10 protein-coding genes are annotated in these 13,562 nt (G+C 60.9%); 5 read left to right on the plus strand and 5 right to left on the minus strand.

Annotation, left to right across the window (positions count from 1 at the left end):
• Positions 1-50 precede the first annotated feature (50 nt).
• Genes B1781_RS01030 through B1781_RS01040 form a run of 3 tightly spaced genes read left to right on the plus strand, consistent with a single transcriptional unit; the run spans position 51 to position 5,834 of the window.
• Complete coding sequence (locus B1781_RS01030; RefSeq protein ID WP_078117903.1) at positions 51-3,386, plus strand: transglutaminase family protein; 3,336 nt, start codon at positions 51-53, stop codon at positions 3,384-3,386.
• Positions 3,387-3,420: 34 nt separating this feature from the next.
• Positions 3,421-4,872 carry a circularly permuted type 2 ATP-grasp protein gene (locus tag B1781_RS01035; protein ID WP_078117904.1) on the plus strand — a complete coding sequence of 484 codons (1,452 nt, stop codon included), beginning with the start codon at positions 3,421-3,423 and terminating at the stop codon, positions 4,870-4,872.
• An 11-nt stretch (positions 4,873-4,883) separates the two neighbouring features.
• Complete coding sequence (locus tag B1781_RS01040; RefSeq protein ID WP_078117905.1) at positions 4,884-5,834, plus strand: alpha-E domain-containing protein; 951 nt, start codon at positions 4,884-4,886, stop codon at positions 5,832-5,834.
• A gap of 6 nt (positions 5,835-5,840) precedes the next feature.
• Here the strand turns inward: B1781_RS01040 and holA are convergent, their stop codons facing one another.
• Genes holA through leuS form a run of 3 tightly spaced genes read right to left on the minus strand, consistent with a single transcriptional unit; the run spans position 5,841 to position 9,987 of the window.
• Positions 5,841-6,875 carry a DNA polymerase III subunit delta gene (gene holA, locus B1781_RS01045; RefSeq protein ID WP_078117906.1) on the minus strand — a complete coding sequence of 345 codons (1,035 nt, stop codon included), beginning with the start codon at positions 6,873-6,875 and terminating at the stop codon, positions 5,841-5,843.
• A 2-nt stretch (positions 6,876-6,877) separates the two neighbouring features.
• Positions 6,878-7,378, minus strand: a complete 501-nt coding sequence (locus B1781_RS01050; RefSeq protein ID WP_078117907.1) for an LPS-assembly lipoprotein LptE — start codon at positions 7,376-7,378, stop codon at positions 6,878-6,880.
• Between the two features lie 11 nt (positions 7,379-7,389).
• Entirely contained in the window at positions 7,390-9,987 is a 2,598-nt protein-coding gene (gene leuS, locus B1781_RS01055; RefSeq protein WP_078117908.1) for a leucine--tRNA ligase, read from the minus strand.
• 250 nt (positions 9,988-10,237) lie between these two features.
• Here leuS and B1781_RS01060 point away from each other — a divergent pair, with 250 nt between their 5' ends.
• Both B1781_RS01060 and B1781_RS01065 read left to right on the plus strand, forming a co-directional pair.
• Positions 10,238-10,684, plus strand: coding sequence for a hypothetical protein (locus B1781_RS01060; protein ID WP_078121862.1), 447 nt, complete (start codon positions 10,238-10,240; stop codon positions 10,682-10,684).
• A gap of 87 nt (positions 10,685-10,771) precedes the next feature.
• Positions 10,772-11,305, plus strand: a complete 534-nt coding sequence (locus B1781_RS01065) for a zinc ribbon-containing protein (RefSeq protein WP_078117909.1) — start codon at positions 10,772-10,774, stop codon at positions 11,303-11,305.
• Between the two features lie 12 nt (positions 11,306-11,317).
• On the opposite strand, the gene B1781_RS01070 is transcribed toward B1781_RS01065, so the two are convergent.
• Both B1781_RS01070 and mgtE read right to left on the minus strand, forming a co-directional pair.
• Positions 11,318-12,079: a fused MFS/spermidine synthase gene (locus B1781_RS01070; protein ID WP_078117910.1), complete on the minus strand. Its 762-nt coding sequence runs from the start codon at positions 12,077-12,079 to the stop codon at positions 11,318-11,320.
• On the minus strand, positions 12,076-13,434 hold the full coding sequence (gene mgtE / locus B1781_RS01075; protein WP_078117911.1) for a magnesium transporter: 1,359 nt from the start codon (positions 13,432-13,434) through the stop codon (positions 12,076-12,078). Before mgtE ends, B1781_RS01070 begins: the two co-directional genes overlap by 4 nt.
• Positions 13,435-13,562 lie beyond the last annotated feature (128 nt).

Here is a 13,562-nt window from a genome sequence, read left to right on the forward strand (position 1 = left end):
CTGATGACGGCTTTTTCCTTTGCAGGCCGTTGTTTGGCCGAGGTGGTGACATGTCGATCCGGGTGGCGATACGCCATAGAACCGAGTACCTGTTCGATCGAAGCGTGGCGCTTTCGCCGCACCTGATTCGCCTGCGTCCCGCACCGCACACGCGAACGCCGATCCATGAGTATTCGCTGAAGGTCGAGCCGGAGGAGTACTTCCTCAACTGGCAGCAGGATCCGTTCGGCAACTTCGCCGCGCGCTACGTGTTCCCTGAAAAGACCCGCAAAATGGTGATCGATGTCGGGCTCGTGGTCGAGATGGTCACGATCAACCCGTTCGATTTCTTTGTCGAGGAGTTCGCCGAGCATTTTCCGTTCGAGTACCCGAAGCAGCTGCATAAGGAACTCAAACCCTATTTTGAATGCACCGAATCGGGGCCGCGGCTGAGCGAGTGGCTGCAGTCGGTGTCGCGCGAGTCGGTGCACATCGTGACCTTCCTCGTGGAGCTCAACCAGCGGCTGCAGAAAGACATCGGCTATGTCATCCGCATGGAACCCGGAGTCCAGACCTGCGAAGAAACGCTGGGGCGGGCCAAAGGGTCGTGCCGTGACAGTGCCTGGCTGCTGGTGCAGATACTGCGTCACCTCGGCTTGGCTGCGCGTTTTGTGTCGGGCTACCTCGTGCAGCTCGCACCCGACCAGGAGTCACTCGATGGCCCGTCCGGACCCACCGAGGATTTCACCGACCTGCATGCCTGGGCCGAGGTCTACGTACCCGGTGCAGGCTGGATCGGCCTGGATCCGACCTCGGGCCTGTTCGCCGGTGAAGGGCATATCCCGCTCGCCTGCACGCCGGACTATGTCAGTGCCGCTGCGGTCACGGGGGCGACCGACAAGTGTGAGGTCGAGTTCAAGTTTCTCAACGAGGTTAAGCGCATCCATGAAGACCCGCGCGTCACCTTGCCGTATTCGGATGAACAATGGGCGGCCGTCATGGCGCTGGGCGAACGTGTCGATGCCGAGCTGACGGCGAACGATGTGCGCCTGACCATGGGTGGCGAGCCCACATTCGTTTCGATCGACGATATGGACGGCGCCGAGTGGAACACCGCAGCCCTCGGGCCGCACAAGCGCGAACGTGCGGAGGTGTTGCTGCGCCGTCTGTGGAAGCGTTTTTCACCGGGCGGCGCGTTGCATCACGGTCAGGGCAAATGGTACCCGGGCGAGCCGCTGCCGCGCTGGGCCTTGTCCTGCCTGTGGCGCGAAGACGGCACGCCGGTTTGGGAAGATTCGTCGTTGCTCACCGATCCGACATCGCCGGGCAATGCCGATGCAAGCAGTGCGCAGCGGTTTGCCCAGACATTGGCCAAGCGTCTCGGTGTGTCGGCCGGCAACGTCGAAGCCGGTTTCGAAGACGTGCTGTACTACCTGTGGAAGGAAGGCACGTTGCCGGAGAACGTCGACGTGCTGGACAGCAAGCTGTCGGACAAGCTCGAACGCGCGCGCCTGCGTCGGCTGTTCGAGCGCGGACTGGATCAGACCGTCGGCTACGCTTTGCCGCTCGGCTGGGATCACGATGCAGACCGATGGACCAGCTCGCGATGGTCTTTCCGCCGCGGCCACATGTTCTTGTTGCCCGGCGATTCCCCGATGGGTCTCCGTCTACCGCTCGATGCATTGGTCTGGGAGAAACCGGAACTGCGCCAGCCGTTGCTGTTCACCGATCCGTTTGCACCGCGCGGTGCATTGCCGGGTGCCGGGCGCAGTCGCGGTCCGGGCGATGTGGCCGAGCGTTACGCCGAGTTCACCGAGGGTTATCCGCCGTCCAACTACCAGACCCATGGTTTGAGTGAGCAGTCGTTGGCCGACGCCGAGCATCAGGGCAAGCACTTCGTGCGCACCGCGATGGCGTTCGAACCGCGCGACGGCAATCTGCATGTGTTTATGCCGCCGATCGGCGACGTGGCGCACTGGCTGGAGCTGGTCACCGGCATCGAGGATACCGCGCGTGAACTTGGGCAGCCGGTTGTGCTCGAGGGTTATCCTGCACCGCATGATCCACGCCTCAAGCGTTTTTCGGTGACGCCCGATCCGGGTGTTATCGAGGTCAACGTCCATCCTGCGCATAGCTGGAAGGAGATGGTGGAGAACAACGAGATCCTCTACGAAGAGGCGCGCCTGTCGCGACTGGGTACCGAAAAGTTCATGTTGGATGGGCGGCATACCGGTACCGGCGGCGGCAACCACGTGACACTGGGCGGCCCGAGCCCGGCGGACAGCCCGATACTGCGTAACCCGCAGGTACTCGGCAGCTTGGTGCGCTATTGGCAGAACCATCCGTCGCTGTCGTACCTGTTCTCCGGTATGTTCATCGGCCCCACCTCGCAGGCGCCGCGCGTCGATGAGGCGCGTGACGACAGTCTGTATGAATTGAACATCGCCATGCAGCAGCTTCCACCGGGCGAGGTGCCTGCGCCGTGGCTGGTCGACCGCGTGTTGCGCAACCTGTTGGCCGACATGACCGGCAACACGCACCGCTCGGAGTTCTGTATCGACAAACTGTATTCGCCGGATTCATCGACCGGGCGTTTGGGTCTGGTTGAGTTCCGCGGGTTCGAGATGCCGCCGCATTCGCGCATGGCGATGGTGCAAAGCCTGCTGCTGCGCTCACTCGTGTCGCGTTTCTGGAAGCAGCCGTATGACAAGGAGCTGGTGACCTGGGGTACCGAACTGCACGACCGCTTTATGCTGCCGCATTACGTCGAGCGCGATATGAATGATGTGGTCGCCGATCTGCAGCGCTGGGGTTACCCGGTCGACGACAGCTGGTTCGAGCCGTTTGTCGAATTCCGTTTCCCGCGTTACGGCACGATCAACGTCGATGACATCGAGCTGGAACTGCGCTTCGCGATCGAGCCATGGCATGTGCTCGGCGAAGAGGTGACCGGGCAGGGGACTGCGCGCTTCGTTGATTCATCGGTCGAGCGTTTGCAGATCAAGGCACGTGGCATGACGGATACGCGCCATGTTGTCACATGCAACGGACGCCGCGTCCCATTGCGGTGCACAGGCGAACGTGCCGAGTTTGTTGCGGGCGTCCGATATAAAGCCTGGAACCCACCTTCCGGATTACATCCTACAATTCCAATACATGCACCATTGGTGTTCGATATTCTCGATACCTGGTCGGATAGATCGCTTGGCGGTTGCACGTACTATGTGTCACACCCAGGTGGGCGCAACTACGAAACGTTGCCGGTCAACGCCTACGAGGCTGAATCGCGCAGGCTGGCACGGTTTTGGCCTGTCGGTCACACCGCCGGTAACGTCACGGCCCCGAACGAGGCTCCGCAGTGCGATCATCCCTATACCTTGGATCTGAGGTTCTCGAACAAGAGCTAGAACAACCACAGCGCATACCGAAAAGGATGCAACGATGCCCATAGAACTCAAAGACTACGACCCGGGCCCCTTCTTCGACGAGATGATGGCAGGTAAGAACCGGGCGAGGCCGATTGCGAAGGAACTGATCGGTCTGTTCCGTAAGATGGACAGTGAAGAACTGGCAGCGCGCCAGGCAGCGGCCGATATGGCCATCAAAGAGATGGGCATCACCTTCACGGTGTACAGCGAAAACGACGGCATGATCGACCGAAGTTGGCCGTTCGACATCGTGCCGCGGGTGATCGACAAGGCGGAGTGGGACATCGTCGAGGCTGGACTGAAGCAGCGCGTGAAGGCGCTGAATATGTTCATCGACGATCTGTATCACGACCAGAAGATCATCAAGGACGGCGTGTTTCCCAAAGAGGTGCTGGCGGATTCGAAAAACTTCCGTCCGCAGTGTATCGGTGTGAATCCACCGCACGGGATCTGGGCGCACATCTGTGGCTCGGATCTGGTGCGCGATGACAAGGGCACGATCTATGTGCTCGAAGACAACCTCAGGGTTCCGTCGGGCGTGTCGTACATGCTCGAGAACCGCCTGGTGACCAAGCGGGTTTTTCCTGAGCTCTTCGATTCCTACAATCCCTTGCCGGTCGGCGATTACCCCACCCAGTTGTACGAGACGCTGACTTGCCTTACCTCACGTCAGTTGAAGCGGCCAAAGGTCGCTGTGTTGACGCCGGGTATCTACAACTCGGCCTACTTCGAGCACGCCTATCTCGCGATGGAGATGGGAGCCGAGCTGGTCGAGGGCCGTGACCTGTTCGTCGACAAAGACGACTGTGTCTACATGCGTACCGTGTCCGGCGCGCAGCGGGTTGACGTAATCTATCGGCGCATCGACGACGAGTTCATCGATCCCGAGGTGTTCCGCGACGATTCGATTCTTGGCGTACCCGGATTGATGCGCGCCTGGAAGGCCGGCAATGTCGGCCTGGCCAATGCCCCGGGGGCCGGTGTGGCGGATGACAAGGTCGTGTACGCCTTCGTGCCCGAGATTATTCGCTACTACCTGGACGAAGAACCGGGCATCCCCAACGTGCCGACCTACCGCTGTATGTACCCAGAAGAGCGTGAGTACGTGCTGGAGCATATCGAGGAGTTGGTCATCAAGCCGGCCAACGAATCCGGTGGTTATGGCATGTTGATCGGCCCACGGTCGACCAAGGCCGAACGCAGAGAATTCCAGAAGCTGATCAAGCGCAACCCGCGCAACTATATCGCCCAACCGACGCTCGGCATCTCGACCGTCCCGACGGTGGTAGGCGAGACGCTCGAGCCCCGGCACGTCGACCTGCGGCCGTTCATTCTGAGCGGACGCACGCCGTCGGTAACCACCGGTGGGCTCACGCGCGTGGCGTTACGCAAAGGCTCTTTGGTCGTCAATTCCTCGCAGGGCGGTGGATCCAAAGATACCTGGATCGTTGAAAGCGGATCGTAATCGGAGGCAGCATGCTCTCTCGTGTAGCTGAAAACATCTACTGGCTGGCGCGCTATGTCGAACGCGCGGAAAACACTGCGCGCTTGGTGCGCGTCAACTCGCATCTGGTGCTCGACACACCGAGCGGGATTACGCCCGGCTGGGAGCCGTTGGTCGATATCACCGGGCTGCGCTATTACTGGAGCGCGGTCGAGCGCGAAGCCAACGAACGCAATGTCGTGCGCTTCCTGATCGGCGACACGAACAATCCCGGTTCGATCCTGCGGTCGCTCGCGGCAGCCAGAGAGAACTGTCGTACGGTGCGAGAGATTCTGCCGCGTTCGGCGTGGGAAGGTCTCAACGAACTCTACCTGTTCGCCAAGGAAAACGTTCAGTCCGGTCTGACCAAAGGCGGGCGCGATCATTTTCTCGACGGGATCATCACCGGATCGCAACAGCTTACCGGCTTGTTCGGGTCGGTGATGTACCGCGACGAGGCCTGGGAATTCGCCCGCATCGGCCGCAACCTGGAACGCGCGGACATGACGACGCGCATCATCGACGTGCGCTCGACCGATCTGTTCGCCGATGACCTCCTTGAGTCGCGTTCACTCGATACGCTGCAATGGATCAGCGTGCTGCGCTCGCTGTCCGGCTACCAGGCATACCGGCGACATGTCGCGATTCGGGTAAGCCGGTCTGAGGTGCTGGATTTCCTGTTTCGTCACTCAATGTTCCCGCGCTCGTTCATGCACTGCCTCGATGCGGTGGACGAGGGGATTGGTGAGCTCGCCAACAACGGCAGGGCGCTGCGCAGCATTCGTTCTCTGAAGCGTAAGCTGAACCGGACCGATGTGGCGTCACTCAACCAGAAAGGCCTGCATGATTTCATCGATGACCTGCAGCGCGGCATCATCACGCTACACAGCAGCATGGCAAAGACTTACTTTCCGCCACCGCTGCCGATGGAAGAGGCAAGCTGACGCGTGTCAGCCGGTGAGGCGTGCGGCGGGTGTCGGTGACTTGCCGCACATCGCCAGGAGGATCTGTTCGAGCAGTAACCAGGGTTGCTGCGCCGAAAGCCCCTTGATCGCGCGATCGACCGTGTGGCACTGGTCAAGCAGATCCAGCCAGCCAGCTGTGCGATGACGCGGCAGCCCCTGACGCACCAGGCCAACGCGCTTGCTGAATACCTTCGCCCTGCTGATGGCGTGATCGGCGCTGAGACCCTTCGCGACATCGGCCGAGATCTGCGCCAGCGTATGCAGTTCACGATGCACAGCCCACAACACCACCGGTGCGGCAACCGCCTCGGCGCGCAAGCCGTCGAGGATGTGAACACAGCGTTCGCCTTCTCCGCGCAACGCGCTGTCCACCAATTCGAATACGTCATACCGCGCGCTGTCGGCGACGGCGGCCATCAGTTGGTCGGCATCGAGTTGGCCTTTGCCGTGTAACAGCAGCAGTTTTTCGATCTCTTGGCGCGCGGCCAGCAGATTGCCTTCGACCCGGTCGGCCAGCAGGCGGATAGCGTCGGGCGTGGCGTCGATACCGATAGAGCGTAGGCGTTGTTCAACCCAGGCCGGCAGGCGCGACGGTTCGATCGGCCAAACCTGCACCACGCCGCCAAGCGCGTCCAGCGCCTTGAACCATTTGCTGTTCTGCTGCTGTCTGTCGATCTTCGGCAGGCTGACCAGAAGCAAGGTGTCGGGCGGCGGGTTATCGCAGTAGGTTGCCAGCGCCTTGCTGCCCTCGGCGCCGGGCTTCCCGGAGGGAATGCGCAAATCGATGATCTTTTTGTCGGCGAACAACGAGAATGCCGCCGCTTCAGCAAGTAGTTGCTGCCAGTCGAAGCCGGTGCCGACCTCCAGCACCTCGCGCGTCGAATAGCCGCCGTCGCGTGCCGCCGCACGGATCGCATCGCAACTCTCGCCATGCTGCAAAGGTTCGTCGCCGCTGACGACGTAGACCGGCAACAGCTCGCGTTGCAAAGCCCCTGCGAGTTTGTCGGCGTACAGACGCAACGTCAGCTCTGGGCTGCGAGCCGTCCGAGCATGCGTTCGACCAGTTCACGCAGCATGTCTTCGCGCAATAATTCGCCTTCGCGTTCCGAGCCCAATATGGCATCTTGCGGATTGAACTGAATGCGTACCACGCGGATCAGCTGCGGCGGAACGCGTTCCCCGCCATCAGGATTACGCAGCGAGAAACGCACGGTTTCTTCCATCTCGTATTCGACGACCTTGTTGCGGCTGTTCAGCGATAACACGCGTCGGTCGCGCTTCCACCTGATGATTCGCAGCGTGGTCTGGCTGCTTTGCGCATCCGGCGCGATGGCAACACCGGCGATGTCCAGCTGCTTTTTCAGTTCGCGGTAGATATCCGAATAGGGTTGAACACCGGCGATGTATATCGGACCGGGAATGCCATCGATCGGATGTGCCTGACCCCGAGGCTGAAAGCCACAGCCGGTCAGAAGAAAGCTTGCTGCCAACAGCAAGGCTGTTATGCGGAGGACGAGTGTCATGCGCGATATCTTCAGTTAGCGACGATATTGATGAGTTTGTTGGGCACCACGATCACCTTGCGAATCGTCAGCCCGTCGATGAAGCGCTGTACATTGGGGTTGTCGACGGCCGCCTTCTCGACGGCTGCTTTGTCGGCATCGGCGCTTACCTCGACCTTGCCGCGCATCTTACCGTTTACCTGCACGACATACTCGGTCGTGGCGGAGACCAACGCGGATTCATCGACCTGTGGCCAGGACGAGCACTGGATGTCATCGCCGAATTCGAGCGTCTGCCACAGGAAATGCGTGATGTGTGGTGCTATCGGGGCAAGCAGGCGAAGCGTGATGCTCATGCCTTCACGCAGCAACGCGGTTGCGTCGCGACTGTCGTCCAGTTTGTTCAATGCGTTGACGATAGTCATGCAGCCGGAGACGACTGTGTTGTACTGCTGTCGCTCATAGTCGAACAGCGCCTTTTGCAGGGCGCTGTGAATTTCGCGTCGGGCGTCTGCACAGGCAGTCGGGTTGCCGGCATCGTCGACCGTCGTCGCCGCCAGGCGGGCGCCCAGTGTCCACAGTCGTTTGAGGAACCGGTGGGCGCCTTCAACGCCTTCGTCCGACCATTCCAACGACTGGTCGGGTGGGGCGGTAAACATGGTGTACAGCCGCACCGTGTCGGCACCGTAGCGATCGATCAGCAGCTGTGGGTCGACGCCATTGTTCTTGGATTTGGACATCTTCTCGATGCCGCCAGGTGTTACCGCCTGGCCGTCGGACTTCAAGACAGCGCGAGTTGTCCGGCCCTTTTCATCGCGGTCGACCTCGACATCTGCCGGATTGAACCACTCTTTGGAGCCATCCGGGTTCTCGCGATAGTAGGTTTCGGCGACCACCATGCCCTGGGTGAGCAGACGGGTAAACGGCTCGTCGGGGAACGGCTTGTCGTCCAAGGTGTCGAGCCCGCTGCCGGCCCGGGTGACCACGGTGTCCGGTGTGTCGCGCATCAGCTTGTTGAAGAAGCGCGCGTACAATAGGTGCAGAATCGCGTGCTCGATGCCGCCGACGTATTGATCCACCGGCAGCCAGTACTTGGCGCGCTCGTCCAGCATCGACTGGTCGGCGTCGGGGCAACAATAGCGGGCGTAATACCAGCTGGATTCGAAGAAGGTATCGAAGGTATCGGTCTCGCGCTGCTCGCCGTCGCCCAGATCGTAGAACTCGGGCATACGTTTGAGCGGCGATCCGGATCCGTCGACCAGCACGTCTTCGGGCAGTCGTACCGGAAACTCGGCCGCGGGTTCGACCGCGCCATCGGCCTTGTGCACGATCGGTATCGGGCAGCCCCAATAGCGCTGACGCGAAACACCCCAATCGCGCAGCCGGAAGTTCACCTTGCGGCTACCTTTGTGGTGTTGCTCGAGCCAGGCGGCGATGGCGTCAAAGGCGGCGGCCGAGGTCAGGCCGTTGAACGGCTCCGAGTTGGCCAGCACGCCTTTTTCGACGAACGCTGCATCGTCGATGCTGCAATCGTGACCGTCGGCGGTGAATATCACCTGCTTCTTTGCAATGCCGTATTTCTCGGCGAACTCCCAGTCGCGCTGGTCGTGCGCCGGAACCGCCATGACGGCGCCGGTGCCATAGGTCATCAACACGAAGTTCGCAGCAAACACCGGCACGGGCTCGCCGCTGACCGGATGGGTCGCCATGATGCCGAGCGGCATACCCTTCTTTTCCATCGTCTCGAGCTCGGCCTCGCTGACGCCGCCCTGGCGGCATTCATCGATGAAGGCACGTAACTCGGGGTTGGCTTCGGCGGCTTCGAGCGCCAACGGGTGCTCGGCGGCAACGGCGACGTAGGTGACACCCATGAGCGTATCGGGACGGGTGGTGTAGATGGCCAGTGAGTCGTCGCGTTCCTCGATGCCGAACTGCATCTCGATGCCGACCGAACGGCCGATCCAATTGCGCTGCATCGTGACGACCTGTTCGGGCCAGCCGGGCAGTTTGTCGAGATCGTCCAGCAGTTCCTGCGCGTAGTCGGTGATGCGGATGAACCATTGCTCGATGTCGCGTTTCTCGACCGGGGCGCCCGAACGCCAACCTTTGCCGTCGATAACCTGTTCATTGGCCAGCACCGTCTGGTCGACCGGATCCCAGTTGACCGTGGCGGTCTTGCGGTAGGCCAGACCTTTTTCGACCAGGCGTGTGAACAGCCACTGTTCCCAGCGGTAGTAGTCTGGGCTGCAGGTCGCCAGTTCGCGGTCCCAGTCGTAACCGAAGCCGAGGCGCTGCAACTGGCCTTTCATGTACTCGATGTTGGCGTAGGTCCACTCGGCCGGCGGTTTGCCGCGCTTGATAGCGGCATTCTCGGCCGGAAGACCAAAGGCGTCCCATCCCATCGGTTGCAGCACGTTCTTGCCCTGCATCCGTTGGTAGCGCGATATCACGTCACCGATCGTGTAGTTGCGAACGTGTCCCATGTGCAGTTTGCCGCTCGGATACGGGAACATCGACAGGCAATAGAATTTCTCCCGGTCAAGGTCCTCGGATGCCTTGAACGAGGCGTTGTCCTGCCAATATTGCTGAGCGGCGTTCTCGATCTGTTCTGGTTTGTACTGCGGGTCCATGGTGGTCTGGTCAAGGGGAAGGCAATCGGGGAAGCATACCGCAGCCGCCGCTATGGCGCGATCTGGCCGATGTCACAACAATGCGCTGCGTGCTGGCTATGCTTAGACACAAGAGCGGTATTTGCGCTGGATTAAAAACTCCGCAATTCGCAATTGTCAGCGAGAGGTGTTTTTATCCATAGTACTTTCAGGGCTTTTTCCCGTTTATTCCCACCCCACCACCACCCGGCGGATGCAAGGAGATGACACCATGGTTAGTTATCAGCAGTTGCACCAGCAAAATCATAAGATCACGGAACTGACGAATATCCTGCAGCACCTTCTCGGCGATCGCTCGTTGTGCGATTCCGATGTGACTTGTGACCTGTTCTTCAACTATGTCAACGCGGTCAAAGAACATATGGCCGTTACCGACAGCGCGATGTATTCGAAGTTGCTCGGTGCCGGCGACCAGAGGATGAGCAATCTGGCCAATCGTTTTATGGGCGGCTCGCGCGAGATCAACCGGATCTTCTCGGCCTACCTCAAGCGTTGGTGCAAGATGCGCAGCAAGCGTCTGGTCATCAAAGAGTACGAAGCCTTCATGCGCGACACCCAGGAGATGTTCGACATGGTGCTTGAACGGATTCAGGACGAAACCGAGCACCTGTATCCCGCGGTGCGCGACGTGACCGGCGACATGCGCGAGGTCGCATAGTCCGGTTTTTGGCGTAACGCCACCCCGCCAGTTCTCCTCGGGCGAGTTAGAATCTAGTTAGATCAACAAGCCCGAGGAGTAGCGATCATGAGCGACAAGCAAAGAGATGCCGTCGACCGAATGGTCGATGCGTATGAGGCGATGCTCGCGCGCGTTCACGAGGCCGCCGACACGGCAGAAAAGAAGACCGTGCCCTGGTTGCGCGAAGCGCTGTCGAGTGCACGTGACAAGGCCGTCGAGCTCGAAGAGCTCACTCGCGAAGAGGCGGAAAAGGTATCCAATTATGTCGAGCGCGACCTCCACGAGGCAGCGAGCTTCATCGCGGATACTGGTCAGGGCCTACGCGACTGGCTGCGTTTCGACTGGCAGCTGATGCAGAGTCGGATGCTCGACATGTTTGCCGGTATGGCGGATCAAACCAGTGCCGCTTTGAAAGGCTTTGCCGAGCAGGCGCGCCAGGCGAGCGTCTATCGCACCGGTGAAATCACCGCCCCGGGGGTGCTTCAATGCACCCAGTGCGGCGAACAGCTGCATTTTGAAAAGACCGGGCATATCCCGCCATGCCCGAAATGCAAGGCAACCACGTTTCAACGACAGCCGGCCGAGCCCGAATCGTCATAGTCTCAGCGCGGCTCAAGCCGAGGGGTCGGTCAATCGGGTTATACGATTGGCCAGCGTGGCAAAGTCGATACCCCAACGCTGCCCGTGCCGGACAAGGTCGCCCGTGCTGGGCGTCGCGGGCTGCCTGCCGGCGAACGCCAAAACCAGCAGGTTGTCGTGATTCGGATTGCTCAACAGCAGAACGTTGGCACCGAATACCTGGCGTACGCGGTACAGCGATTCACTGATCTTCTTCTCGTCGTCCATGATCAGGTTGAGCGTCAGCGTGCCGGTTGCCGTCAGGTGCGAGCGACAGCCGTTGAGAAAATCGAACTCGGTGGTCCAGTTGGGCGTGGTCTGGTTTTCCTCGAGGTCGACCAGGATGTAGTCATACCGTGCATCCGAGTGCACCAGGTGCTCGCGCACATCTTCGATCAACAACCGCCAGCGGCTGGTGGCGGGCGGAAAGTCGAAGTACTCGCGCGCCAGGCGCGCCACCGTGGGCGACAGTTCGATGGCGTCGCCCGCGACCTCCGGCGCGCGCGCATGAAACCAACGCGCAATCGCCCCGCCGCCGCAACCGGCGAGCATGGCCCGTTGCATCGGTTGGCCGAACATAAGGTGGGCGAGCATGGATTGGTTGACCGGATTCGGCAGTACCGCCGGGTCGTGGATGTGGATCTCCGACTGCAGAATAATGTCGTCGAACCACAGGCTGCGGCGATCGCCTTCTTCCCAGATCTCGAGGTGGGTGTCTGCATTTTCCTCACGGTAGATGCAGCGGGCCGATGTCATAACAGAAACAGCGACGCCAGCCCGAGGAATGACAGGAAGCCGACGACGTCGGTCACCGTGGTCAGCAACACCGAGCCGGCCAGCGCCGGATCGATCCCCACTTTCTCCAGCAGGAGGGGTAACAGTGAGCCGGTAACGGCCGCGAACAGTAGGTTGATCGTGATCGCGACGCCGATCAGAACGGCGATTTCGCTGTTCTGAAACCAAACCCCTGCAATCACCGCGACCACCACCGCCCAGATCAGGCTGTTGAGCGTACCTACGGCCAGTTCTTTGAGTAGCAGGGCGCGCGCATTGCTTCTGCTGAGCTGGCCGAGCGCGATACCGCGGATCGCGAGCGTCAATGTCTGACTGCCGGCGATGCCGCCCATGCTGGCGACGATCGGCATCAACACGGCCAAGGCAACGATCTTGGACAAGGTCTCTTCGAACTGGCCGATCACCCATGAGGCGAGAAACGCGGTCGCCAGGTTGATGCCGAGCCACACGGCACGCCGCCGGGTGCTGGCCAGCACCGGCGCGAACATGTCTTCCTCTTCGGACAGACCGGCGCGCCCCATGAACTGGTGCTCGCCTTCTTCACGGATAACGTCGATGACGTCGTCGACGGTGATACGGCCCAGCAACCGGCCGTCTTCATTGATGACCGGCGCTGACAGAATGTCGTGTGCCTCGAAGCGGCGGGCCACTTCGGAACTCGACATGTCCGCGCGCAGCGCCTGCATGTCGAGACTCATCGCCTCGGCGACGGTGTCCTCCGGGTCGCGTGAGACCAGTTGGGACAATTGCAGCACGCCGAGATATTCATCATCGCGATTGACGACGAACAGTTTGTCGGTGTCGCGTGGTACGCCGTCGCCGAGGCGACGCAGGTAGCGTAAAACCACGTCCAACGTAACCTCGGGCCTGACGGTCACCGTATCGGTATTCATCAGGCCGCCGGCCGTGTCTTCGGAAAAAGACAACACGGCTTCGAGGCGATGGCGGCGCTGGTCGTCGAGCGCGTTCATGACCTCAGCGGTGATCGCCGACGGCATCTGCTGGACGAGGTCGGCCAGGTCGTCGAGGTCGAGGTTGGCCGTCGCTGCCAGCAGCTCTTCGGGATCCATGTGGCGGATCAGCGAAGCGCGCACCTCGTCGGTAACCAATAGCAGGATCTGGCCGTCGTGTTCTTCGTCGACCAGGTTCCAGATGATCTCGCGTTCCGCCGGCGGCAGGGCTTCGAGCAGGTGAGCGATCTCTGCCGGCGCGAGACTGCGCAGCAGACGGGCGGCCTCGCGTACGGCACCGGATGCGAGGATATCCTGCAACCTCAGCAGGCGGGAATCTTCGCTGGTTTCCGCTTGGGCGCTCATCGGGTAACTACTGCGTCGTGTTCGTGAGTTGCCGCTGAGTGTAGCAGCAGGGCGTGTCGGATGGGGCGTGGTTGAACGTTACCGCACTATCCGTAGGGCAACCCGGTTGTGGAAGAGACGCGGTACGC

Source organism: Thiosocius teredinicola (assembly GCF_002009425.1).
Classification (GTDB): Bacteria; Pseudomonadota; Gammaproteobacteria; order Chromatiales; family Chromatiaceae; genus Thiosocius; species Thiosocius teredinicola.

Coding starts and splice junctions, on each gene's coding strand:
- leuS (WP_078117908.1), bottom strand. CDS start 9,987: ATGGACCCGCAGTACAAACCAGAACAGATCGAGAACGCCGCTCAGCAA.
- B1781_RS01030 (WP_078117903.1), top strand. CDS start 51: ATGTCGATCCGGGTGGCGATACGCCATAGAACCGAGTACCTGTTCGAT.
- B1781_RS01040 (WP_078117905.1), top strand. CDS start 4,884: ATGCTCTCTCGTGTAGCTGAAAACATCTACTGGCTGGCGCGCTATGTC.
- B1781_RS01050 (WP_078117907.1), bottom strand. CDS start 7,378: ATGACACTCGTCCTCCGCATAACAGCCTTGCTGTTGGCAGCAAGCTTT.
- B1781_RS01065 (WP_078117909.1), top strand. CDS start 10,772: ATGAGCGACAAGCAAAGAGATGCCGTCGACCGAATGGTCGATGCGTAT.
- B1781_RS01035 (WP_078117904.1), top strand. CDS start 3,421: ATGCCCATAGAACTCAAAGACTACGACCCGGGCCCCTTCTTCGACGAG.
- mgtE (WP_078117911.1), bottom strand. CDS start 13,434: ATGAGCGCCCAAGCGGAAACCAGCGAAGATTCCCGCCTGCTGAGGTTG.
- B1781_RS01070 (WP_078117910.1), bottom strand. CDS start 12,079: ATGACATCGGCCCGCTGCATCTACCGTGAGGAAAATGCAGACACCCAC.
- B1781_RS01060 (WP_078121862.1), top strand. CDS start 10,238: ATGGTTAGTTATCAGCAGTTGCACCAGCAAAATCATAAGATCACGGAA.